The sequence below is a fragment of the Paucibacter sp. JuS9 genome, from assembly GCF_044043925.2.
Classification (GTDB): Bacteria; Pseudomonadota; Gammaproteobacteria; order Burkholderiales; family Burkholderiaceae_C; genus JAUASW01.
Genome location: NZ_CP194172.1, coordinates 323,620 through 343,764, shown reverse-complemented (window position 1 = coordinate 343,764; position 20,145 = coordinate 323,620). Strand labels below are relative to the sequence as shown.

Genomic DNA, 20,145 nt, shown 5'->3' with positions numbered 1-20,145 from the left:
TCAGCCCTTGAGCTGCTGCCAGTGATTGGCCAGATGCATCAGGTGGGCGCGCTCGTACTGCTCGCGCGTGAGCGGGCCGTAGGCGAAATGGGGCTTGAGTTCACCCTTGAAGGCAGCGAAGGCATTCATCGCGTCCAGCAGGCGCTGGATCGAACCCTTGACGCTGTGATTCGCGTCGAGCGCGGGTGCGCCAGGGATCGGGTCTTCCAGCGAATGGCTCATCTTGCCGCGCGCGTCAAAGAAGGCGAAAGCTGTGTTGCCGGCCGTGACCTGGAAGAAGCGCGACTTCGGCTCGGGGAAGCCGCTCATCGAATACTCGATGCTCTGCGCCAGGTGCTGCAGGATCTGCGTCAGCGCCCAGCTGGTGCCTTGCGGCCTGGGCTCGCGAAAGCGCAGCTCCAGCACAGCCTTCTGCGCCTCGGTCCACTTGGTGAACGGGGCCACCAGGTCGCCCTGGCAGCCCGTGAGCAGGGCGGGCGCCGTCAGCAGCGCCCCGGTCTTGAGCAGCTGCCGACGTTTCATCGCGCCCTCCTTCTTGCTTGATTACAGACGCTCAATGATGCCAGCTGCGCCTTGACCGGCGCCGACGCACATCGTGACCATGCCGTACTTGGCACCGGTGCGACGCAGGCCGTGGATCACCGAAGCAGCACGGATCGCGCCGGTGGCACCCAGCGGATGGCCCAGCGCAATCGCGCCGCCATTCGGGTTCACCTTGCTTCGGTCCAGCACGATGCCCTTGCTGTCCAGATCATTGAGCACAGCCAACGACTGCGCGGCGAAGGCTTCGTTCAGCTCGATCCAGCCCAGGTCGGCGGCGGTGATGCCGGCCAGCTTCAGGGCCGCAGGGATGGCCTCGATCGGGCCGATGCCCATGATCTCGGGCGGCACGCCACGCACGGCGAAGGAGACGAAACGGGCCAGCGGCGTCAGGCCGAAGCGCTTGACGGCGGCTTCAGAGGCGACGATCAGGGCGCCAGCGCCGTCGGACGTCTGCGAGCTGTTGCCGGCGGTGACCGACCCACGGGCTGCGAACACGGGCTTGAGCTTGGCCAGGCCTTCAGCGGACGTGTCCTTGCGCGGGCCTTCGTCGGTGTCGACGATGCGCTTCTTCACGTTGATCGAACCGTCGGCCAGGTTGGGGCTGCGCTCGAGGATCTCGAACGGCGTCATTTCAGCGGTGAAGTGGCCCGCTTCGATGGCGGCCAGCGCGCGGCGGTGCGATTCGAGCGCGAACTCGTCTTGCGCTTCGCGGCTGATCTTCCATTTCTCGGCGACCTTCTCGGCCGTCAGGCCCATGCCGTAAGCCAGGCCGATGTTCTCGTCGCGCTCGAAGATGGCAGGCGGCAGCGACGGCTTGTTGCCGCCCATCGGCACCATCGACATCGACTCCACACCACCGGCAATCATCACTTCGGCCTCGCCGATGCGGATGCGGTCGGCGGCCATCTGCAGCGCGGTGATGCCCGAAGCGCAGTAGCGGTTGACGGTGACGCCGCCGACCGTGTTCGGCAGGCCCGACAGCACAGCCGCCACGCGGGCGATGTTCATGCCCTGCTCGCCTTCAGGGAAGGAGCAGCCAATGATGGCGTCTTCGATGGCGCTGGGGTCAAGACCTGGCACCTGGGCCAGCGCCGCCTGGATGGCGCGCGCCAGCATCTCGTCCGGACGGGTGTTCTTGTAGTAACCACGGCCCGACTTGCCGATGGGCAGACGGGTGGCGGCGCAGATATACGCCTCTTGCACTTGCTTAGCCATGATTGTTCAGCCTTTCAGTTCTTGGGGGCCTTGGGTATCCAGGCCCAGACAAATTCACATTCCACCGGGTTCACGCCGGCCTCATCCGTCACCACCACCGACACCGTGACCTCGCCCTTGGCATCAGCCGCCATGCTGGCCCGCTGTGCTTCGGACAAACGCGCCGTCGCGCGCATCGCGCCGGTGGCGCGCTTCTTGAAATCCACATGCATGGACTTGCAAAGCGGCAGGCAGTCGTCGCGCACATTCATGCCGACCACCATGCCGGTGGCCGTCTCGGCCAGCAGTGCCATCGCAGCGGCGTGAACGCCCTGGATGTGGTTCTGCACCGGCCGCTTGTTGGCAATGGCGATTTCCGTCATCGCAGGGGTCAGCGCAACAAAGTCCAGGCCGGCCGTGCCCGTGAAGGGCACGGCGCGGCGCAGGGCCAGGTTGCGCGCCGGCCCGCGCAGCAGTGCCGGCAGCGCTTCAACGCGCTGCAAGGTGCGGGCGAGACGGTTCGGAGTGGCGTTCATGACGGTGGATGAAGCAACCGTGGATCAGTTGCGCACCGGCTTGCCGGTTTGCAGCATGCCCATGATGCGTTCCTGGGTCTTCGGGTGGTCCAGCAGCGAGCAGAAGTGCTTGCGCTCCAGCGACATCAGGTACTCCTCGTCGACCAGCGAACCGGCCTCCACTTCGCCGCCGCAGACCACATCGGCGATCAGTGCTGCGAGATGGAAGTCGTGCGCGCTGATGAAGCCGCCGTCACGCATGTTGGCCAGCTGGCCCTTGATCGTGGCGATGCCCGAACGACCGGCCACCGGGAACAGGGCCTTGGCCGGCGCGCGGTAGCCGGTCTCGAACAAGGCCTTGGCTTGCGCCGTGGCGATGTGCAGCAGCTCGTCCTTGTTGGCCACGATGATGTCGCTGTCCAGCAGGAAGCCGTTCTTCTTGGCTTCGAGCGCGGAGGTGGCGACCTTGGCCGTGGCGGCCGTGGTGAAACCATCCTTCAGGAAGGCGAAGATGTCGGCATCGGCATTGCCAGCCTTGGCCATCTCTGCGGCGCGGCGGGCAATGTAGGTCAGGCCGCCGGCACCCGGGATCAGGCCCACGCCGACTTCCACGAGGCCGACATAGCTTTCCATGTGCGCGACACGGCGGGCGCAATGCACGGCCAGCTCGCAGCCACCGCCGAGAGCCAGGCCGCGCATGGCGGCGACCACAGGCACGTTGGCGTAGCGGATGCGCAGCATCGCGTCCTGCAGCTTCTTTTCTTCCGGAGCGATGCCCTTGGAGCCCTTGCTCATGAAGACCGGCATCAGCGCTTCGAGGTTAGCGCCGGCCGAGAACACATCGTCCGGCGACCAGATCACCAGACCCTTGTACTTGGCCTCGGCGATCTCGACGGCCTTCAGGATGCCTTCGGTCACGGTCGGGCTGATCAGGTGCAGCTTGGCGGTGATCGATGCGATCAGTACTTCGCCGTCCAGCGTCCAGACGCGCACTTCCTCGTTCTTGAACTCTTCGGTGCCGGCCTTCAGCGGCTCGACAGCGCCCTCACCCACCAGCGATTCAGGGAATGCCTGACGCTGATAGACCGGCAGCTTGGCGCGCGGCTTGAACTTGCCTTCCGCGGCGCTCCACGAGCCTTGCTTGGAATGCACGCCACCGTTCTCGGCCACCGGGCCTTCGGTCACCCAGGCGGGCAGCGGGGCGCTCGCGAGCGTCTTGCCATCAGCGATGTCGGCCGAGATCCATTCAGCGACCTGCTTCCAGCCAGCAGCTTGCCACAGCTCGAACGGGCCTTGGGCTGTGCCGAAGCCCCAGCGCATCGCGAAGTCGATTTCGCGGGCGGTGTCGGCCACGGTATTCAGGTGCACGGCGGCGTAGTGGAAGCTGTCGCGCAGGATGGACCACAGGAACTGGGCCTGCGGGTTGGTCGATTCACGCAGCAGCTTGATGCGATCAGGCGCAGGCTTTTTTAGCATGCGGGCCACGATCTCGTCTGCCTTCTTGCCGCCGGCCACGTACTCACCGGTGGCGAAATCCAGGCGCTGGATGTCCTTGCCGACCTTCTTGTAGAAGCCGCCGCCGCTCTTCTGGCCGAGGGCACCCTTCTCGATCAGACCGGCCAGCACCTTGGGCGTGGCGTAGGTGCTGTAGAAGGGGTCGTCCTTCAGGTTGTCCTGCATAGTCTTGACGACGTGAGCCATCGTGTCCAGGCCCACCACGTCTGCCGTGCGGAACGTGCCGCTCGATGCGCGGCCCAGCTTCTTGCCGGTCAGGTCGTCAACGACGTCAACGGAAAGGCCGAACTTCTCGGCCTCGATCATCGTGGCCATCATGCCGGCGATGCCGACGCGGTTGGCGACGAAGTTGGGCGTGTCGTTCGCCCGCACAACGCCCTTGCCCACGGCCGTGGTCACGAAGCTCTCCAGCTGGTCGATCACTTCCGGACGCGTGGTCGGCGTGTTGATCAGCTCCACCAGGTACATGTAGCGCGGCGGGTTGAAGAAATGGATGCCGCAGAAGCGCGGCTTGATTTCTTCGGGCAGCACTTCGCTGAGCTTGGTGATCGACAGGCCCGAGGTGTTCGAGGCGACGATGGCATGCGGGGCGATGAACGGAGCGATCTTGGTGTACAGATCGAGCTTCCAGTCCATGCGCTCGGCAATGGCCTCGATGATCAGATCGCAGTCTTTCAGGAGCTCCAGGTGCTCTTCGTAGTTGGCCTGCTGGATCAGCGCGGCGTTCTCGGCCACGCCCAGCGGCGCGGGCTTGAGCTTCTTCAAGCCCTCGACCGCCTTGGTGACGATGCCGTTCTTGGGGCCCTCTTTCGCCGGCAGGTCGAACAGGATGACCGGCACCTTGACATTGACCAGATGGGCGGCGATCTGCGCGCCCATCACGCCAGCGCCGAGCACGGCGACTTTGCGGACTTGGAATCGACTCACGGAAGTTCTCCTGAAATTCTGAAAGGCTTCTTTACTCGACGCGCACCCAGACCTGGGTGCGGTAGAAGAAACCGATATAGCCGCGCATCTCCATGCGCTTGCCACCATCAACCGGCTTCAGCCGGGTCTTGTAAGTCTTGCCATTGTTGGGGTCGAGGATCTCGCCACCGCCCCACAAGGTCTTGTCGTCTGCATCCTGCTTGACGCTGCGGATGATCTGCAGGCCCACCACGGGCTTGTCCTTGCGGTCGTCCTTGCACTGATCGCATTTGCCATCGGCCTTGCTCGCGTCGAAGATCTTCTCGATGGTGCCGGTGAACACGCCACCGTTCTCGGTGATGCGCACCAGCGACTTTTCGGTCTTGCCGTCGTCGTCGATCGTCTTCCACAGGCCCACAGGCGTGGCCTGCGCGGCAGCGAGGCTGCTCAAGAGGCTCAGGGTGGCGGCGGTGATCAGTGCTTTCATCGGTGGTGTCTCCTGGTGTTGTGATGGCCCGCCGCTGACGTTTGTCTTGTCAGCGGGCCTGGGATCAATGAGGCAAGGACGCAGATTTGTGGATCAGAACAGCGCTTCGTCCATTTCCATCAGCGGGCTCAAGCCCGCGCGGCAAGTGCGGATCAGCGATGCCGTCTCCGGCAGCAGCTTCGCAAAATAGAAGCGCGCCGTCGAGAGCTTGGCGGTGTAGAACGGGTCGCCGCTGTCCTTCTTTTGCAGGGCCACCTTGGCCATGCGGGCAAAGAAGTAGGCGAATGTCAGGTGGCCGACCACGCGCAGATAGTCCACTGCGGCAGCACCCACTTCATCCGGGTTGCCGAAGGCCTTCATGCCGATCTCGGTGGTCAGCTTGGTGACCTTGTCGCCCAGCTCCGCCAGCGGGTTGATGAATTCCTGCATGGCTTCATCGGTACCCTCGTCTTCCACGAACGTGGCAATCTTCTTGCCGAACTTCTTCAGCGTGGCGCCGTTGTTGCCGAGAATCTTGCGGCCCAGCAGGTCCAGCGACTGGATCGTGTTGGTGCCCTCGTAGATCATGTTGATGCGGGCGTCGCGGACGAACTGCTCCATGCCCCACTCGTGGATGTAGCCGTGGCCGCCAAAGACCTGCATGCAATGCGAGGTGGCGATCCAGCCGTTGTCGGTGATGAAAGCCTTGATGATGGGCGTCAGCAGCGCGACTTCGGCTTCGCATTCCTTGCGCTCGTCTTCGTCGTGCGAGCTCAGCGCCTTGTCGAGCTGCAGGCCGACATAGGTGTTCAGCGCACGGCCGCCTTCGGCGTAGGCACGGGCGGTGAGCAGCATCTTGCGCACGTCGGGGTGCACGATGATCGGGTCGGCCGCCTTGTCGGGCGCCTTCGGGCCCGAGAGCGAACGCATCTGGATGCGGTCCTTGGCGTAGGCCACGGCGTTCTGGTACGCCGCTTCGGTCAGGCCCAGCGACTGGTTGCCCACGCCCAGGCGGGCGGCATTCATCATCACGAACATCGCTGCCAGGCCCTTGTTGGGCTGGCCAACCATCGTGCCGACGGCGCCGTCCAGCACCATCTGGCAGGTCGAGTTGGCGTGGATGCCCATCTTGTGCTCGAGGCCGCCGCAATAGATGCCATTGCGCTCGCCCAGCGAGCCGTCGGCATTCACATTGAACTTGGGCACGACGAAGAGCGAGATGCCCTTGGAGCCGGCCGGTGCGTCCGGCAGGCGGGCCAGCACCAGGTGGATGATGTTGGCGGCCATGTCGTGCTCGCCGGCCGAGATGAAGATCTTGGCGCCGGTGATCTTGTAGGTGCCGTCAGCCTGCGGCTCGGCCTTGCTGCGCAGCATGCCGAGGTCAGTGCCGCAATGCGGCTCGGTCAGGCACATGGTGCCGGTCCACTCGCCGCTGGTCAGCTTTGGCAGGTAGGTGGCCTTCTGCTCGGGCGTGCCATGGGCATGCAGGGCTTCATAGGCGCCGTGGCTCAGGCCCGGGTACATCGTCCAGGCTTGGTTGCCCGAGTTCAGCATCTCGTAGAAGGCCTGGTTCACGATGACAGGCAGGCCCTGGCCGCCGTACTCGGGGTCGCAGCCCAGCGCAGGCCAGCCGCCTTCCACGTACTTGGCGTAGGCTTCCTTGAAGCCCTTCGGGGACGTCACTTCATGCGTGGTCTTGTCCAGCTTGCAACCTTCGGCATCACCCGACAGGTTCAAGGGCTGGATCACTTCGGACGCGAACTTGCCACCTTCTTCCAGGATGGCGTTGATGGTGTCGACATCCATGTCGGCATGAGCCGGCAGCAGCTTCAGCTCGTCGACGACGTTCAGCACTTCGTGCATCACGAACTGCATGTCGCGCAGGGGCGGGTTGTACTGGGGCATGGTGGCTCCTCGGTTTGAATCTGGGGGGTCAGGACCGCTTGTTGCCGGCGGCCGGTTCGGGCTTTTTCGCTGCCGCGTCGGCCTTGAGGCCCGACTGCGTCGCGTAGAACTGGACGATGCGCTCAAAGCCAACGCCCGCGCGCTGCAAGGCGCCGGGGCTGCGCATGAAGCGCGCATCGTGATGGAGGGAAAGGATCAGGCCGTGCAATTCGAAGAGGATCTGCTCGACGTCGGCCGCCTCCTGCAGATGGCCGACCTCCTTGGCCAGCACGATGGCCTTGAACAGCGCGCCGTGCCAGGCTTGCACCATGGTGACCAGGGCATCGCGCACCGGGCCGGGCCGGTCGTCGAACTCGACCGCACCGCTGATATAGATGCAGCCCGAATCGATTTCGACCGAGACGCGGCGCACCCAGCGCTCATACAGACCGCGCAAGCGCGGCAGGCCGCGGACTTCGCGAATCGCCGGGAAGAAGACTTCTTCCTCGAACTTGGCGTGATACTCGCGCACCACGGCGATCTGCAATTCCTCGCGCGAGCCGAAATGGGCGAACACGCCGGACTTGCTCATCTTGATCATGTCCGCCAGCGCGCCGATGGACAGGCCTTCCAGCCCCATGTGCGAAGCCAGTCCCAGCGCCGCTTCCAGGATGGCGGCACGGGTCTGCTGGCCCTTCTGCAGCGAGCGGGCCACGCGGCGCGGCGCAACGGCGGCTTTGGGCGGATTGGACGGCAGAACTGACACGGTGGCAGGATCCGGAAAGGAAGCGACGGATCGCATAATAAAACGAACGGTCGTTCTATTTTGCAGAAAGCTGGCTCGACTGCCTCACTGAATCCGTGCATTTTTTAGGGGATGCCGCCTAGCCGGCCCGATTCAAGCGCTCGGCTCTTGACCACTTGATGACGGTTGGACGGCCATTGCCCTGACATGGCGATCACGCGACAAGCCGTCCACTGATGGCCGCTGCTATTGAGTCAGTACGCACTCTTGCAGTACTCTGCGCCCAGGAGGTCTGCGCTGTGGATGTTCTGCAACTGGATGTTTCGGGTCGCCCCCAGGCCTGGATCACAACCAAGGAAGCCGCCGTGATCTACGCCAGTGATGGCGTGGCCTGGACGCTTGGCGACCCCTGCCAAGTGATGCGTGGCGGCCTGCAGCGCCGCACCGGCATGCAGTCCCGCATCGAAGTGCATCCCATCATCGCCGTGCGCGGCGCCGTGCCCAGCCGGGCCTGGCGCCAAACGCCGGCGCTGACCAACCCCAAGCTCTTCACGCGCGACCGCCAGGTCTGTGCCTACTGCGGCCATCGCCACCACAGCGAAGATCTGACCCGCGAGCACATCATCCCCACCTCCCGCGGCGGCGCCGACAGCTGGATGAACTGCATCACCGCCTGCCGCTGCTGCAATGGTCGAAAAGGCAGCCGGCTGCCGGAAGAAGCCAACATGAGCCTGCTCTACCTGCCCTACGTGCCCAGCCTGCATGAAGACATGATCCTGCGCGGCCGCCGCATCCTGGCCGACCAGATGGAGTTCCTGCTCGCCAGCGTGCCGCGCTCCAGCCGGCTCTATGCCTGAAGTCATGGGCCTGCACAAAGAAGTCCGTAAAGACTTGTAATCAGGTCAACGGACGCAAAATAGCTGCCGTTGGGGGTCCCATGACCCCTCGGAGCCCAATCATGAAATTTCTTGTTTCCACGCTGGCAATCGCGGCGATGGCCACCCTCTCTGCCTGCTCGACGACCAACCCCGATGTGGTCCAGCGCGGCGACGCCCAGCGCCTTGCGCTGGTGCAAGACGCCACCGTGTTGTCGGTCCGCCCCGTCGTGGTTGATGGCACGCAAAGCGGCATCGGCGGCGCGGCCGGCGCCGTCACCGGCGCCATTGCCGGCTCCTCGGTCGGTGGCCGCCGAGAAGGCCAGGTGGTCGGCGTGATCGGAGCCGTGGTTGGCGCCGTGGTCGGCAATGCCATCGAGCGCAACGCCACCCGCGAGGAAGCCATCGAAATCCTCCTGCAGATGCGCAACGGCGAGCGCCGCTCGGTGGTGCAAGCCAAGGGCGAAGAGAATTTTGCTGCCGGCGAAGCGGTGATCCTCACCACCACCGGTGGCAAGACCCGCGTGACCCGCGCTCCCGTGGTGCAGCAAAGCGCCGCACGCCCGGCGCCCACCCCCGGGCAATAACCGGGTCGCGCCGCCTCGGCGCCTCATGGTTCAATGGCCGCTCCCTCAAGCTAGACGGAGCGGCTTTCATCATGGCAGCAGGCGCAAACAAGGTACTGGTCGCACAAGGCGGCGGCCCGACGGCGGTGATCAACCAGTCGCTGGCCGGCCTGGTGCTTGAAGCGAGGCGCCACCTCGGCATCGAGCGCGTCTATGGTGCGCGCCACGGCGTGCGCGGCATCATCAACGAAGACTTCGTCGACCTCACCGCCGAAACCAGCCACAACCTCGAGCTGATCGCCGGCACACCCTCCTCCGCACTGGGCTCCACGCGAGACAAACCCGACATCGCCTATTGCCAGCAGATCTTCAAGGTCCTGCAGGCGCACGATATCGGCTACTTCTTCTACATCGGCGGCAATGATTCCTCCGACACCGTGCGCATCGTGAGCGAACAGGCCCAGGCGGCCAACTATCCGCTGCGCTGCGTGCACATCCCGAAGACGATTGACAACGACCTGGTCGGCAACGACCACACCCCCGGCTTCCCATCGGCCGCGCGCTTCGTGGCCCAGGCCTTTGCCGGCGCCAACCTCGACAACGCCTCCCTGCCGGGCATCTATCTCGCGGTAGTGATGGGCCGGCACGCCGGCTTCCTCACCGCCGCTTCGGCGCTGGGAAAGAAGTTCCCTGACGACGGCCCGCACCTGATCTATCTGCCCGAGCGCGTCTTCTCGCTCGACAAGTTCCTGGCCGACGTGAAGGCCACCTACGAGCGCTATGGCCGCTGCGTGATCGCTGTCTCGGAAGGCATCCACGACGCATCCGGCGAGCCGATTGCCGCGCAGCTCGCCAAGGACCTGGAGCGCGACGCCCATGGCAATGTGCAGCTCTCCGGCTCCGGCGCGCTGGCCGACCTCTTGTGCGAAGAGATCAAGACCAAGCTCAAGATCAAGCGCGTGCGTGGCGACACCTTCGGCTATGTGCAGCGCAGCTTCGTCGGCTGCGTGTCCGACGTTGATCAACGCGAAGCCCGCGAAGTGGGCGAGAAGGCCGTGCAGTACGCGATGTGGGGCGATGCCAGCGGCCGCACCTCCGGCTCGGTCGCCATCAAGCGCACCGGCTTCTATTCGGTTGACTACGAGCTGCTGCCGCTGGACGCGGTGGCCGGCAAGACCCGCACGATGGAAGACGCCTTCATCAGCGAAAGCGGCACCGACGTGACCGACGCCTTCCGCATGTACCTGCGCCCGCTCCTGGGCTCGGGCATGCCCGAGGCCTTCAGGCTGCGGCCGGCGCCGGTGGCCAAGGTGCTGGGCAAGTAGGCAATTCGGGCTCCTGACTTTCAGGATGCGCGCACCAGAATGCGCGCCGATCCCTCCTCAATCTGAAGGATCGAATCGCCATACCCGAGCTCAATCCCATTGCGGATCAAGGCCGTTCTCGCTTCAATCCAATGCGCCAAGCGTAGTAACAGGCGCACCTGAAGTCGGGGCCTGAAGAACGCCACTGCGCGTCCAGATAGAAGTCCCGCCGCACGCGCGGGTCATGGTTGGCCAGCAGCGGCGCCAGTCTGCCAATCATCGGCAAGGTTCTGAAGCACAAGACCCCGGAAGCCACCAAGGTCTACGCCCGTTTGATCGTCGCACCGGTTCGCAACGCCATTGAAGAAGCCGCGGCGGCCATGGGCAGAACCGGCGAGGTGTGAAACCACGGCAAGGGGCTGATTGAATTTCGCATCACTTGAACCAAAGTAATGCGGATATAAAACTCATCCCTCATGCACCAATCTGACCACATCCTAGAACTGGCCCGGCACCGCAAAGCTGCGCCAGTGGCAAGCCTTCCTAAACAAGAACCGCATTGAAGCCGCCAGCCTGGGTGACACCGTGACGCTGCTGGACGACCTGCTGTGGTCGCCAACGGAGGTCGCCGCCGCTGGCAGTCAGGCAACGGCCACTTGGAATCCAGCCTCACGGGGATGGCGTTGAGTACCTCATGTCCGAGAGCCCTGTCGCGTTAAGCGGGGGGTGTCAGCTAGTCGGTGGCTTGTACTGTTGATGAGCTTCCGGGCTTCCACGATTCAGGGTGGCGAGTTGGCAAGGAGTTCGGCCGTGCGCCGCAGGCCCGCGAAGACGGCTGTCGCTACCCTCTCCGGGTAGCCGGCGGGCAGTCGGACAGATAGAGCTGAGATGGCTCGCTCAAGGTCCTCCAGCACCTCTTCGATGACATCCTCTGCACTTCCGCGCTGGAAATACTTTGCAGCCGTCGCGTTGAAGTGGCGACGCTGGATGTCCTTGAAGTTGTAGTGCCGATTCTTGCCATGCAGCGCCATGGCGAGCTTGGCCTTGTGCCATGAGAACTGGCTTGCGCCGTTTCCTTCAACGGGCCAGATGGACATCACATCGTAGAGCGGCGTGAGCGCGTAACGGCCGCGCGGCAAGATGCGCAGACTGAAGTTCTTGGCGTGACCGTCGGGGGCAGCCATCATCCAGAAAAGCAGCTGCGTCTTGAGAAAGTTCTTGAGGTCGGCTTGCGCGTTCATGGAGCCAGTGAGAACACGGGCGATGTCCGCGATGCCAGGCCCGCCATCGGCTTCGTACTTGCGGTGGGGCGCAGTGCCACACACTTGGCAGAAATCTTCCTGCGGAAGGCGCAGCAACCAAGTGCCTGAAGAGTGCATCTGCCGGTCGAATCGCTCTACGGAAAGAACCTTTTGGCTCCCGAACTGGAGAATCTCTGTCTTGGCCGTCGGTAGCCCGAGCTCGCGCATCAGCTCCATGCAGAGCCACTCGTTTTCCACCGATGTGCCAAAGTCGGCCTTGCGCGCACCCACAAGTCCGATGGGCAGCTTCAGGATGTGCGAGGTGGGGGTGGAGCCGTGAGGACGCTTCCACTGGCCGTCATGCCACAAGAGCGCCGTCTTCTCTTGGGCGCCGGCAAGCGAGATTCGGAAGTTGTCGTCGTCTTCCACGCCCGGGTGCGCGCCTGAGCCAGCAGCCAACTGCAGCAGTTCCTCCACCTCACCTTCGTTGAGCGGCGTGCCCTCAATGCTTGTGACGTTGACCGGCGACTCATCAGCGCCGAGCAGTTGGATGGCGCCCACGCAATCACGCCCGATGGCCTCGAGCAGGTCAAACGCCTCCAGGGTATCGGTCTTGAATCGGGTGGCCACGCGCTTTCGGATGGCCTCGCTGTCAGGTAGCAGGTTCTCGAAGTAGTTGTTGACTGGGGCGCCGCGCAAGGCCTGTGCGCCCGTGAATGGCATGGACAGCGACAGCGGGCGACCTGCCTCTGAGGCAATCCAGTCCGGGTCGTAGACGAACTCCATGTCGCCACGGGCAGGGATGGTCCAGGTGCCCACTCGCTCGCCGTTGGCCCAGACGGAGAGGGCGCGAGCGCTCGTTGCACGCCCCATGCCTACCACTCCACTTTGCTAACAGTGGGCAAGCCCACGCCGCCTTCACTGCTGGCAACTGGCAGCCCGCCTCGAGTCTGCACTTGCAATTCAAGGCCCAGCGCGGACAGGACAGCTAAGAGCTGGTCCACGCGCATGGAGCCCGGGTCGGTCTCCAGCTCGGACAAGCGGTTTTGGCTCATGCCGAGTTTTGCGGCCAGCTGCTTCTGGCTCAGCTTGGCGCTTTTGCGCACGGCTCGAAGGACGAGGCCGACCTGGCTGGGAACGGAGATGAGTTGGTTCATAGGTCGAGGCGGCGAAGCAGGGCTATCGTCATTGCCGATATTTGCACTATATCGCCATTGACGATAAACACAAGAAATCGCTTTTGGCGATAAATTGGAAATATCGCCAAAAGCGATACAGTTTCGCGATCTACGGCATACCTGGGCCTCATGGCATCGTCAGGCGGGCACAACCTGCGACGAGCTGAAAGACCTGAGCGGCTGGAAGTCGCGTGTGATGGTTGACCGCTACGCCAAGTTCGCAACCGAGAACCTGATGGCCGCAGCCTCAAGAATCGAGTCTGCGCGGCAGCAGAGCGTGCCCCGCTAGAGCACGCTTTTGTCACGATTCACGATGACTCAAAACGCAAGCAAGCGTCTAAGTCATTGATGTGATTGGTAGGCCGTGCAGGACTTGAACCTGCGACCAAAGGATTATGAGTCCTCTGCTCTAACCAACTGAGCTAACGGCCCCCGGGGGAAGCGCGCGATTGTATAGGGCTGCTTCAGCCTACTTGCCGTGCGCCGACAGCGCCTGGCTGACCATGCGGGAGGTGATGTCCACGATCTGGATCATGCGGTCGTAGGCCATGCGGGTGGGGCCGATCACGCCCAGGGTACCGACGACCTTGCCGTCGATCTCGTAGGGGGCGGAGACGACCGAGAGCTCTTCGTAGGGCACGACCTGGCTCTCGCCGCCGATGTAGATGCGCACGCCCTCGGCGCGGCTGGACACGTCCAGCAGACGCATCAATTGCGTTTTCTCTTCGAACAGACCAAACAGGCGGCGCAGGCTGCCGAGGTCGTTGCTGAAATCCTGTACGGTGAGCAGGTTGCGCTCGCCGGAGATGATCAGATGCTCTTCGCCGGTGCCCAGCGCGTCAGTGCCGGCCTGGACGGCGGCTTGCATCAGGCCGGCGATTTCGCCGCGCAGTTCGTCCACCTCGCTCTTCAGCCGCTCGCGCACCGACTCCAGCGTCAAGCCGGCGTAGTGCGCGTTGAGCCGGTTGCTGGCCTCGGCCAGTTCGCTCTGGCTCAGGTCTTGCGCGGTGAAGATGACGCGGTTCTGCACGTCGCCGTCGGGCGAGACCATGATCACCAGCACCCGGCGGTCGCCCAGGCGCAGGAACTCGATGTGATGGAACACGCTGGCCTTGCGCGGCGCCGTGACCACGCCGACAAAGCTCGAGAGATTGGAAAGCAGGTTGGCCGCGCTGGTGATCACGCGCTGCGGCTGGTCGGGCTGCAACTGCTGTTCCAGGGGCTTGGGCTCCATCAGATGGGGCTGGGCCGTCAACATCGTGTCGACAAACAGCCGGTAGCCGCGTGGCGTGGGTATGCGGCCGGCCGACGTGTGCGGGCTCGCTATCAGGCCCAGCTCTTCCAGGTCGGCCATCACATTGCGGATGGTGGCCGGCGACAGTTCAAGGCCAGATGCCTTGGACAGCGTGCGCGAGCCCACAGGCTGGCCGTCAGCGATATAGCGTTCGACCAGGGTTTTCAGCAATGATTTGGAGCGCTCGTCCAGCATGGTTTTCATTGTACGGACACCCGCATCCTCGCCTGTTCGGGACAAGCCCCTGTGGTGTAATTCCCTCCATGGCCAAGCGTTTTCGACATGCGGCAATCGTGGGCAAACATCAGGCGCGGGGCATCAGACCGCTGCTGGAGGAGATTGCCGAGTTCGTCACAGGCCTCGGCCTCGACGTCTCGCTCGAACTCGAGACTGCCCAAAACACCGGAATTACCGCCTACGAGGCATTGAGTCCCGACCAGCTCGGGGCGAACTGTGACCTGGCCATCGTGGTCGGTGGCGACGGCACGATGCTCGGTTTCGCCCGCCAGATGGCAAGGCACGCCATTCCGCTGGTGGGCATCAACCAGGGGCGGCTCGGCTTCATCACCGATATCTCGATCGAGCGCTTCCGCGAAGCGCTCGAGCCCATTCTTGTGGGCGACTATGAGATGGAAAAGCGCGCCGTGCTTGAGGGGGCTGTCTGGCGGGATGGCGAGTGCATTTTCGAGGGCCTGGCGCTGAACGACGTGGTCGTGAGCCGCGGCGCCACGTCGGGCATGGTGGAGCTGCGCGTTCAGGTGGGCGAAGAGTTCGTCGCCAATATGCGGGCCGACGGCGTGATCGTCGCTTCGCCCACGGGCTCGACGGCCTACTCACTCTCAGCCGGCGGCCCGATCCTGCACCCCAGCATTGCCGGCTGGGTGCTCGTGCCGATTGCTTCGCATGCGCTGTCCAACCGCCCCATCGTGCTGCCCGACCAGGGCGGCGTGCTGCTGGAGATCGTGGCCGGCCGCGACGCGAGTGTGAATTTCGATATGCAGAGCCTGGCGAGCCTTCTGCACGGCGACCGCATCAGCGTGCGCCGCTCGGAGCACCAGGTTTGCTTCCTGCATCCCAAGGGCTGGAGCTACTACGCGACGCTGCGGCGCAAGCTGCGTTGGTACGAAGGGGTGGCCTGATGCTGCGCCGCCTTTCGCTTCGCGATTTCGTAATAGTCCCCTCGCTGGAGCTGGATTTCAGCGCCGGCTTCGCCGCCCTCACCGGTGAAACCGGCGCCGGCAAGTCGATCTTGATAGACGCACTGCAGCTCGCACTGGGCAGCCGCGGCGACGCTGGCGTGGTGCGCGAAGGCGCGGCCAAGGCCGAGATCACCGCAGAATTCGACCGCCCGACGAGCCTCTCAACGTGGCTGGATGAGGCCGGCTTCGACGCCGATTCCGAGAGCCTGCTCCTGCGCCGCGTGATCGACGCGCAAGGCAAGAGTCGCGCCTGGATCAATGGCAGTGCGGCCACGGTCGCCCAATTGCGCGAGCTGGCCGATCACCTCGTAGACATCCACGGCCAGCACGCCTGGCAAGGCCTGACCCGCGCGCCCGCGGTACGCGCCTTGCTCGATGCCTATGCAGGCCTGAATACTGCCGCCCTTGCCAAGTCCTACGGCGACTGGCGCGCTGCGAGCGAGACGCTGGAGAGCGCCCGTAGCCGGTCCGCCGAGTTGGCTCGCGAGCACGAACGCCTGGCCTGGCAGATCGGCGAGCTGGACCGCCTGTCGCCTGGCGAGCAGGAATGGGAAGAGCTCAATGCCGAGCACCAGCGCCTCTCGCATGCCGCCTCCTTGATGGATGCCGCGCGCGGCGCCCTGGATGCGCTGAGCGAATCCGAGCCCAGTGCCGAGCGCCTGACCGAGCGCGCGCTGGACGGCCTCCAAGCGGTGCTCGATTACGACCCGCGCTTGCAACCCGCAGTCGAGGCGCTGCTTGGTGCGCAAGCGCAGATGCAGGACGCCGTTCACACCCTGAGTTCCTATCTGCATGGCGCGGAGCAGGAGCCGGAACGTCTGCAGCAACTGGATGAGCGCCTCTCGGCCTGGATGCAGATGGCGCGCCGCTATCGCCGCCAGCCCGCCGAGTTGCCGGGTCTCCTGAATGAATGGAAGGCCGAGCTGCAACAGCTCGAAGCTGCAACTGACCTGGCCGCGCTGGAACAGGCACAGGCCGCAGCGCGCAAGGCCTTCGAGCTGGAGGCCAAGCGGGTCAGCACGGCGCGCGGCAAGGCCGCGCCGCATTTGTCTGCAGCCGTGAGCCAGGCGATGCAGCAGCTGGGCATGGCAGGTGGGCGATTCGAAATTTCCTTGCTGCCGCAAGAGCAGCCGCAGAGCTTCGGCCTGGAGTCGGCTGAGTTCCTGGTGGCTGGCCATGCCGGCAGCACGCCGCGTCCGCTGGCCAAGGTCGCGTCTGGCGGCGAGCTTTCGCGCATCGCGCTGGCGATTGCGGTCACGACCTGCCAGCTGGAAGGTCAATCGGCCGGCACCCTGATCTTTGACGAGATCGACGCCGGCGTTGGCGGTGCCGTGGCCGAAACCGTGGGCCGGCTGATGAAGCAACTGGGGCGGTCGTCACAGGTGCTGGCTGTCACCCACCTGCCCCAGGTTGCCGCTTGCGCGGACCAGCATTACGTCGTCTCCAAGGCCTTGCACCAGGGCGTCACCTGCAGCGATGTGCAGCCGGTGTCCGGCGAGGCACGCGTGGCCGAAATCGCCCGCATGCTGGGCGGCGAACGTCTCTCTTCCACCAGCCTGGCCCATGCGCAGGAGATGCTGACGCTCTCCGCGAAGCCGGCCAAGGCAGCCAAATCATGATCAGCACCAGCCCCGCCCCCTTGATTGATATCGGCGTCAGCCCCACCGGCGCCGCCGATCTGGTGCTCCTGACGGGCATGTCGGGCGGCGGCAAGTCGGTCGCCATGCATGCGCTGGAGGACGCCGGTTTCTTCTGCGTGGACAACCTGCCGCCCGAATTGCTGCCGCAGTTCCTGATGCTGGAAGAACGCCGCGGCAAGCGTCGCGTGGCCATCGCAGTTGATGTGCGCAGCGCGGGCTCCTTGCCGCATCTGCTGCCGCTGATCAAGCAATTGCGCAGCGAGGGCACGGCCGTTCGCTCGATCTTCCTGGATGCCAATACCGAGGCGCTGATGCGCCGATTCTCGGAAACGCGCCGTCCTCACCCGCTGCGTCAAGACGACACCTCGGGCGACGACGCGCATCGCGCGCTGCTCGATGCAATCCAGCTGGAACGAGAGCTGCTGGCCGCGCTGCGGGTCGAATCGACCGTGATTGACACCAGCCTCTTGCGCCCCGCGCAACTGCGCGCCTGGGTGCGCGACCTGGTGGCGGTCAAGGGCGAATCGCTGACCCTGGTGTTCGAGTCATTCGCCTTCAAGCATGGCGTGCCGAGCGACGCCGATTTCGTCTTCGACGTGCGGGTGCTGCCCAACCCCTATTACGACCGCGAGCTGCGCCCGCTGAACGGGCGAGACAAGCCGGTCGCGGCCTACCTGGAAGACCAGCCCGAGGTGCGCCTGATGCTGGCGCAGATCGGCTCCTTCATCGGCCAGTGGCTGCCCAGCTTTGCTGCCGACCAGCGCAGCTACCTGACGATTGCCATCGGCTGCACCGGCGGCCAGCATCGCTCGGTCTATCTGGTGGAGACGCTGACGCGCCAGTTCGCCTATCACGGCCAGGTGCTCAAGCGGCACCGCGAGCTGGACTACCGCTGAAGCCTCAGCCGGCCTGGCTGGTCTTGTTGCCCGATATCAGCAGCGCGAGCAAGACCACCGAGGCGATGGGCACGAAGACGATGAGTGCGATCAGCCAGGGCAGCAGCGAGCGGCCGCTCAGCTTCAAGGCCTGGGCCATGAAAACCCAATGGGCCACCATGGCGCCGGCAATACCCAGGCTCAGCATGCTGGCTCGCAGGGCTGAAATCTCTTCTTCGCCGTTATTGCCCATGATCAGGAGCCCCAGGCACACGGCACCGACCAGCATGGCGATCAGGGCGGACTCGATGGCATTCTTCACTGCAGCATTCATGGTTCGCTTGTCTCCTCAACCAAGCAATTTCTTCAGCGGCGCGGGCAGCGCATAGCTGGCCAGTTTCTCGCGAGCTACCCATTGTCCAACGCCGGCCGCCTGATAGCCATTGGTCAGAACGGCCCGGCGTGGATGCAGGATCCAGTCGAAATGCGTCAGGGCATGTTCAATGCGGGGGAGGACTTCGGGCTCCAGGCCTTCGGCAGCCAATAGCAGCGCGGCCTCGTCATCAAACAGCGGCAGGGTCCAGAGGCCCGCCCAGACGCCCGTCTCCGGTCGCTGCTGCAAGAGCACCTCGCCCGCCGGATTCTCCAGCCACAGCCACCAGTTCTCGCGCCGGCCGCGCTTGAGCTTGCGCGTCTTGACCGGGTAGCGCTCGGTCTCCCCGGCCGCGCGCGCTGAACACAGCTCGGACACCGGGCATAGCAAGCATTGCGGCGAGCGGGTCGAGCAGATGCTGGAGCCCAGGTCCATCAGGCCCTGCGTATAGGCCGTGATGCCCTCGTCCGGCAGCAGCGCTTCGGCATGTTTCCAGAGCAATTTCTCCTGCGCGCTGCTGGCCATGTCGCCCTCGAAAGCCAGCAGGCGCGTCAAGACCCGCTTCACATTGCCGTCGAGGATGGCCACGCGCTCACCGAAACAGAAGGCCGCAATGGCCGCTGCCGTCGAGCGGCCAATGCCGGGCAGCTCCGCCAGCTCGACCGCTGTGCGCGGGAAAGCACCGTCCGGCAGCGCCGCCACGGCAACGGCGCAACGGTGCAGATTGCGGGCCCGGCTGTAGTAGCCCAACCCTTGCCACATGGCCAGGACCTCATCGAGCGATGCCGCCGCGAGATCTGCAACAGTCGGAAAGCGCTGCAGGAAGCGCTGGTAGTAGGCCAGCACGGTCGTCACCTGGGTCTGCTGCAGCATGATTTCGCTGAGCCAGACACGGTACGGGTCCTGCGTGTTCTGCCAAGGCAGCTCATGCCGGCCATGCTTGCGTTGCCAGGCCACCAGCAAGGGGCCGAATTCCATGGGCAGCTTCATCGCGCTCAAGGTGCTCACTGCCTTCAGCGCTTCTGGCATGAGGGGCAGAAGAATGTTGACCGCGCGCCCTGCACGATGCGCTTGATCTTGGTGCCGCAGTGCAGGCAGGGCAACCCTTCGCGGCCATAGACCTCGGCCTGCATCTGGAAGCTGCCGGCCACGCCGTGCGCGTCCTTGAAATCCCGCAGGGTTGTCCCGCCCGCCTCAAGCGCCTGGGCCAGTACGCCGCGCACCGCTGCCGCCAACTTGGCAGCGCGCGGACGACTGACCTTATGCGCCGGCACGCGCGGGTCGATACCGGCGCGAAACAGCGCTTCGCAAGCGTAGATATTGCCGGCACCGACCACGATGTCGCCCGCCAGCAAGGCCAGCTTCACTGCGACGCGTCGGCCCGACAGGCCGGCATGCAGATGGGCGCCGTCAAAGCGAGGGTCGAAGGGCTCCAGGCCGAGTGTGGAAAGCAGCTTGGCCGCCGGATCATCTTCCAACGATGGCGACCAGACGACAGCGCCAAAGCGGCGCGGATCAGTCAGGCGCAAGAGGCCACGGTCGGTCTGCAGGTCGAAATGATCATGAAAACCAGGTGCCGACGAGGCGGCCGAGAAATTCAGCGAGCCCGACATGCCCAGATGCATCAGAAGGCCACCCTTTTCCAGCGGCAGCCACAAATATTTACCTCTTCTCAGGGCCTGGCCGACGCGCTGACCCTTGAGCGCTCCCGGCTCGATGCCCAGTGGCCAACGCAAGGGCTTGCCCAGGCGTACAGCCTCGACCCGCGCTCCCTCGATGGCGTCGGCAAACGAGCGGCGGGTGACTTCGACCTCAGGCAATTCCGGCATGGC

At 64.5% G+C, this 20,145-nt stretch carries 20 protein-coding genes and 1 tRNA gene; 7 read left to right on the top strand and 14 right to left on the bottom strand.

The window, feature by feature from the left end:
• The 7 genes from ABT392_RS01460 to ABT392_RS01430 form a co-directional block, all read right to left on the bottom strand.
• Complete coding sequence (locus tag ABT392_RS01460; RefSeq protein ID WP_334279036.1) at window positions 1-522, bottom strand: DUF1569 domain-containing protein; 522 nt, start codon at window positions 520-522, stop codon at window positions 1-3.
• A gap of 21 nt (window positions 523-543) precedes the next feature.
• Window positions 544-1,758: an acetyl-CoA C-acyltransferase gene (locus ABT392_RS01455; protein ID WP_395384301.1), complete on the bottom strand. Its 1,215-nt coding sequence runs from the start codon at window positions 1,756-1,758 to the stop codon at window positions 544-546.
• Window positions 1,759-1,772: 14 nt separating this feature from the next.
• The gene (locus tag ABT392_RS01450; protein WP_334279038.1) at window positions 1,773-2,273 is read right to left on the bottom strand and encodes a DUF4442 domain-containing protein; all 501 of its coding nucleotides are present in this window, start codon (window positions 2,271-2,273) and stop codon (window positions 1,773-1,775) included.
• Window positions 2,274-2,297: 24 nt separating this feature from the next.
• Window positions 2,298-4,694 (bottom strand): 3-hydroxyacyl-CoA dehydrogenase/enoyl-CoA hydratase family protein, encoded by a 2,397-nt coding sequence (locus ABT392_RS01445; protein WP_464970885.1) that lies wholly within the window; start codon window positions 4,692-4,694, stop codon window positions 2,298-2,300.
• 31 nt (window positions 4,695-4,725) lie between these two features.
• Window positions 4,726-5,160: a DUF2147 domain-containing protein gene (locus tag ABT392_RS01440; protein ID WP_334279040.1), complete on the bottom strand. Its 435-nt coding sequence runs from the start codon at window positions 5,158-5,160 to the stop codon at window positions 4,726-4,728.
• Window positions 5,161-5,253: 93 nt separating this feature from the next.
• Window positions 5,254-7,044 carry an acyl-CoA dehydrogenase C-terminal domain-containing protein gene (locus ABT392_RS01435; protein WP_464970884.1) on the bottom strand — a complete coding sequence of 597 codons (1,791 nt, stop codon included), beginning with the start codon at window positions 7,042-7,044 and terminating at the stop codon, window positions 5,254-5,256.
• 28 nt (window positions 7,045-7,072) lie between these two features.
• On the bottom strand, window positions 7,073-7,789 hold the full coding sequence (locus ABT392_RS01430; protein ID WP_464970883.1) for a TetR/AcrR family transcriptional regulator: 717 nt from the start codon (window positions 7,787-7,789) through the stop codon (window positions 7,073-7,075).
• A gap of 278 nt (window positions 7,790-8,067) precedes the next feature.
• On the opposite strand from ABT392_RS01430, the gene ABT392_RS01425 reads away from it, so the two are divergent.
• The 4 genes from ABT392_RS01425 (at window position 8,068) to ABT392_RS01410 (ending at window position 10,917) form a co-directional block, all read left to right on the top strand.
• The gene (locus tag ABT392_RS01425; protein ID WP_395384302.1) at window positions 8,068-8,625 is read left to right on the top strand and encodes an HNH endonuclease; all 558 of its coding nucleotides are present in this window, start codon (window positions 8,068-8,070) and stop codon (window positions 8,623-8,625) included.
• Window positions 8,626-8,726: 101 nt separating this feature from the next.
• Window positions 8,727-9,230, top strand: a complete 504-nt coding sequence (locus tag ABT392_RS01420; RefSeq protein WP_334279044.1) for an outer membrane lipoprotein — start codon at window positions 8,727-8,729, stop codon at window positions 9,228-9,230.
• 71 nt (window positions 9,231-9,301) lie between these two features.
• Window positions 9,302-10,534: a 6-phosphofructokinase gene (locus ABT392_RS01415; protein ID WP_395384303.1), complete on the top strand. Its 1,233-nt coding sequence runs from the start codon at window positions 9,302-9,304 to the stop codon at window positions 10,532-10,534.
• Window positions 10,535-10,761: 227 nt separating this feature from the next.
• Window positions 10,762-10,917: a hypothetical protein gene (locus ABT392_RS01410; protein ID WP_395384304.1), complete on the top strand. Its 156-nt coding sequence runs from the start codon at window positions 10,762-10,764 to the stop codon at window positions 10,915-10,917.
• Window positions 10,918-11,292: 375 nt separating this feature from the next.
• Here ABT392_RS01410 and ABT392_RS01405 read toward each other — a convergent pair whose 3' ends face one another.
• From ABT392_RS01405 to hrcA, 4 genes are all read right to left on the bottom strand, one after another.
• Complete coding sequence (locus ABT392_RS01405; protein WP_395384305.1) at window positions 11,293-12,627, bottom strand: type II toxin-antitoxin system HipA family toxin; 1,335 nt, start codon at window positions 12,625-12,627, stop codon at window positions 11,293-11,295.
• Window positions 12,628-12,629: 2 nt separating this feature from the next.
• Window positions 12,630-12,911, bottom strand: coding sequence for a helix-turn-helix domain-containing protein (locus tag ABT392_RS01400; RefSeq protein WP_395384306.1), 282 nt, complete (start codon window positions 12,909-12,911; stop codon window positions 12,630-12,632).
• 376 nt (window positions 12,912-13,287) lie between these two features.
• A tRNA-Ile gene (locus ABT392_RS01395) sits at window positions 13,288-13,364 on the bottom strand.
• Between the two features lie 37 nt (window positions 13,365-13,401).
• Complete coding sequence (gene hrcA / locus ABT392_RS01390; RefSeq protein ID WP_334279338.1) at window positions 13,402-14,421, bottom strand: heat-inducible transcriptional repressor HrcA; 1,020 nt, start codon at window positions 14,419-14,421, stop codon at window positions 13,402-13,404.
• A 68-nt stretch (window positions 14,422-14,489) separates the two neighbouring features.
• On the opposite strand from hrcA, the gene ABT392_RS01385 reads away from it, so the two are divergent.
• The 3 genes from ABT392_RS01385 to rapZ are packed head-to-tail and all read left to right on the top strand — an operon-like array spanning window position 14,490 to window position 17,961.
• On the top strand, window positions 14,490-15,365 hold the full coding sequence (locus ABT392_RS01385) for an NAD kinase (RefSeq protein WP_334279339.1): 876 nt from the start codon (window positions 14,490-14,492) through the stop codon (window positions 15,363-15,365).
• Window positions 15,365-17,044, top strand: a complete 1,680-nt coding sequence (recN, locus tag ABT392_RS01380) for a DNA repair protein RecN (protein WP_395384307.1) — start codon at window positions 15,365-15,367, stop codon at window positions 17,042-17,044. Before ABT392_RS01385 ends, recN begins: the two co-directional genes overlap by 1 nt.
• Window positions 17,041-17,961, top strand: coding sequence for an RNase adapter RapZ (gene rapZ / locus ABT392_RS01375; protein ID WP_334279075.1), 921 nt, complete (start codon window positions 17,041-17,043; stop codon window positions 17,959-17,961). The genes recN and rapZ overlap by 4 nt, the downstream gene beginning before the upstream one ends.
• A gap of 4 nt (window positions 17,962-17,965) precedes the next feature.
• Here rapZ and ABT392_RS01370 read toward each other — a convergent pair whose 3' ends face one another.
• From ABT392_RS01370 to mutM, 3 genes are read right to left on the bottom strand one after another with little or no spacing between them, the layout of a single operon-like run.
• Window positions 17,966-18,274: a hypothetical protein gene (locus ABT392_RS01370; RefSeq protein ID WP_334279076.1), complete on the bottom strand. Its 309-nt coding sequence runs from the start codon at window positions 18,272-18,274 to the stop codon at window positions 17,966-17,968.
• A 15-nt stretch (window positions 18,275-18,289) separates the two neighbouring features.
• On the bottom strand, window positions 18,290-19,342 hold the full coding sequence (gene mutY / locus ABT392_RS01365; RefSeq protein ID WP_464970882.1) for an A/G-specific adenine glycosylase: 1,053 nt from the start codon (window positions 19,340-19,342) through the stop codon (window positions 18,290-18,292).
• The gene (mutM, locus tag ABT392_RS01360) at window positions 19,327-20,142 is read right to left on the bottom strand and encodes a bifunctional DNA-formamidopyrimidine glycosylase/DNA-(apurinic or apyrimidinic site) lyase (protein WP_395384308.1); all 816 of its coding nucleotides are present in this window, start codon (window positions 20,140-20,142) and stop codon (window positions 19,327-19,329) included. Before mutM ends, mutY begins: the two co-directional genes overlap by 16 nt.
• Between the last annotated feature and the right edge of the window lie 3 nt (window positions 20,143-20,145).

Coding starts and splice junctions, on each gene's coding strand:
- ABT392_RS01460 (WP_334279036.1), bottom strand. CDS start 522: ATGAAACGTCGGCAGCTGCTCAAGACCGGGGCGCTGCTGACGGCGCCC.
- ABT392_RS01455 (WP_395384301.1), bottom strand. CDS start 1,758: ATGGCTAAGCAAGTGCAAGAGGCGTATATCTGCGCCGCCACCCGTCTG.
- ABT392_RS01450 (WP_334279038.1), bottom strand. CDS start 2,273: ATGAACGCCACTCCGAACCGTCTCGCCCGCACCTTGCAGCGCGTTGAA.
- ABT392_RS01440 (WP_334279040.1), bottom strand. CDS start 5,160: ATGAAAGCACTGATCACCGCCGCCACCCTGAGCCTCTTGAGCAGCCTC.
- ABT392_RS01435 (WP_464970884.1), bottom strand. CDS start 7,044: ATGCCCCAGTACAACCCGCCCCTGCGCGACATGCAGTTCGTGATGCAC.
- ABT392_RS01420 (WP_334279044.1), top strand. CDS start 8,727: ATGAAATTTCTTGTTTCCACGCTGGCAATCGCGGCGATGGCCACCCTC.
- ABT392_RS01415 (WP_395384303.1), top strand. CDS start 9,302: ATGGCAGCAGGCGCAAACAAGGTACTGGTCGCACAAGGCGGCGGCCCG.
- ABT392_RS01405 (WP_395384305.1), bottom strand. CDS start 12,627: ATGGGGCGTGCAACGAGCGCTCGCGCCCTCTCCGTCTGGGCCAACGGC.
- ABT392_RS01400 (WP_395384306.1), bottom strand. CDS start 12,911: ATGAACCAACTCATCTCCGTTCCCAGCCAGGTCGGCCTCGTCCTTCGA.
- hrcA (WP_334279338.1), bottom strand. CDS start 14,421: ATGCTGGACGAGCGCTCCAAATCATTGCTGAAAACCCTGGTCGAACGC.
- ABT392_RS01385 (WP_334279339.1), top strand. CDS start 14,490: ATGGCCAAGCGTTTTCGACATGCGGCAATCGTGGGCAAACATCAGGCG.
- recN (WP_395384307.1), top strand. CDS start 15,365: ATGCTGCGCCGCCTTTCGCTTCGCGATTTCGTAATAGTCCCCTCGCTG.
- rapZ (WP_334279075.1), top strand. CDS start 17,041: ATGATCAGCACCAGCCCCGCCCCCTTGATTGATATCGGCGTCAGCCCC.
- ABT392_RS01370 (WP_334279076.1), bottom strand. CDS start 18,274: ATGAATGCTGCAGTGAAGAATGCCATCGAGTCCGCCCTGATCGCCATG.
- mutY (WP_464970882.1), bottom strand. CDS start 19,342: ATGCCAGAAGCGCTGAAGGCAGTGAGCACCTTGAGCGCGATGAAGCTG.
- mutM (WP_395384308.1), bottom strand. CDS start 20,142: ATGCCGGAATTGCCTGAGGTCGAAGTCACCCGCCGCTCGTTTGCCGAC.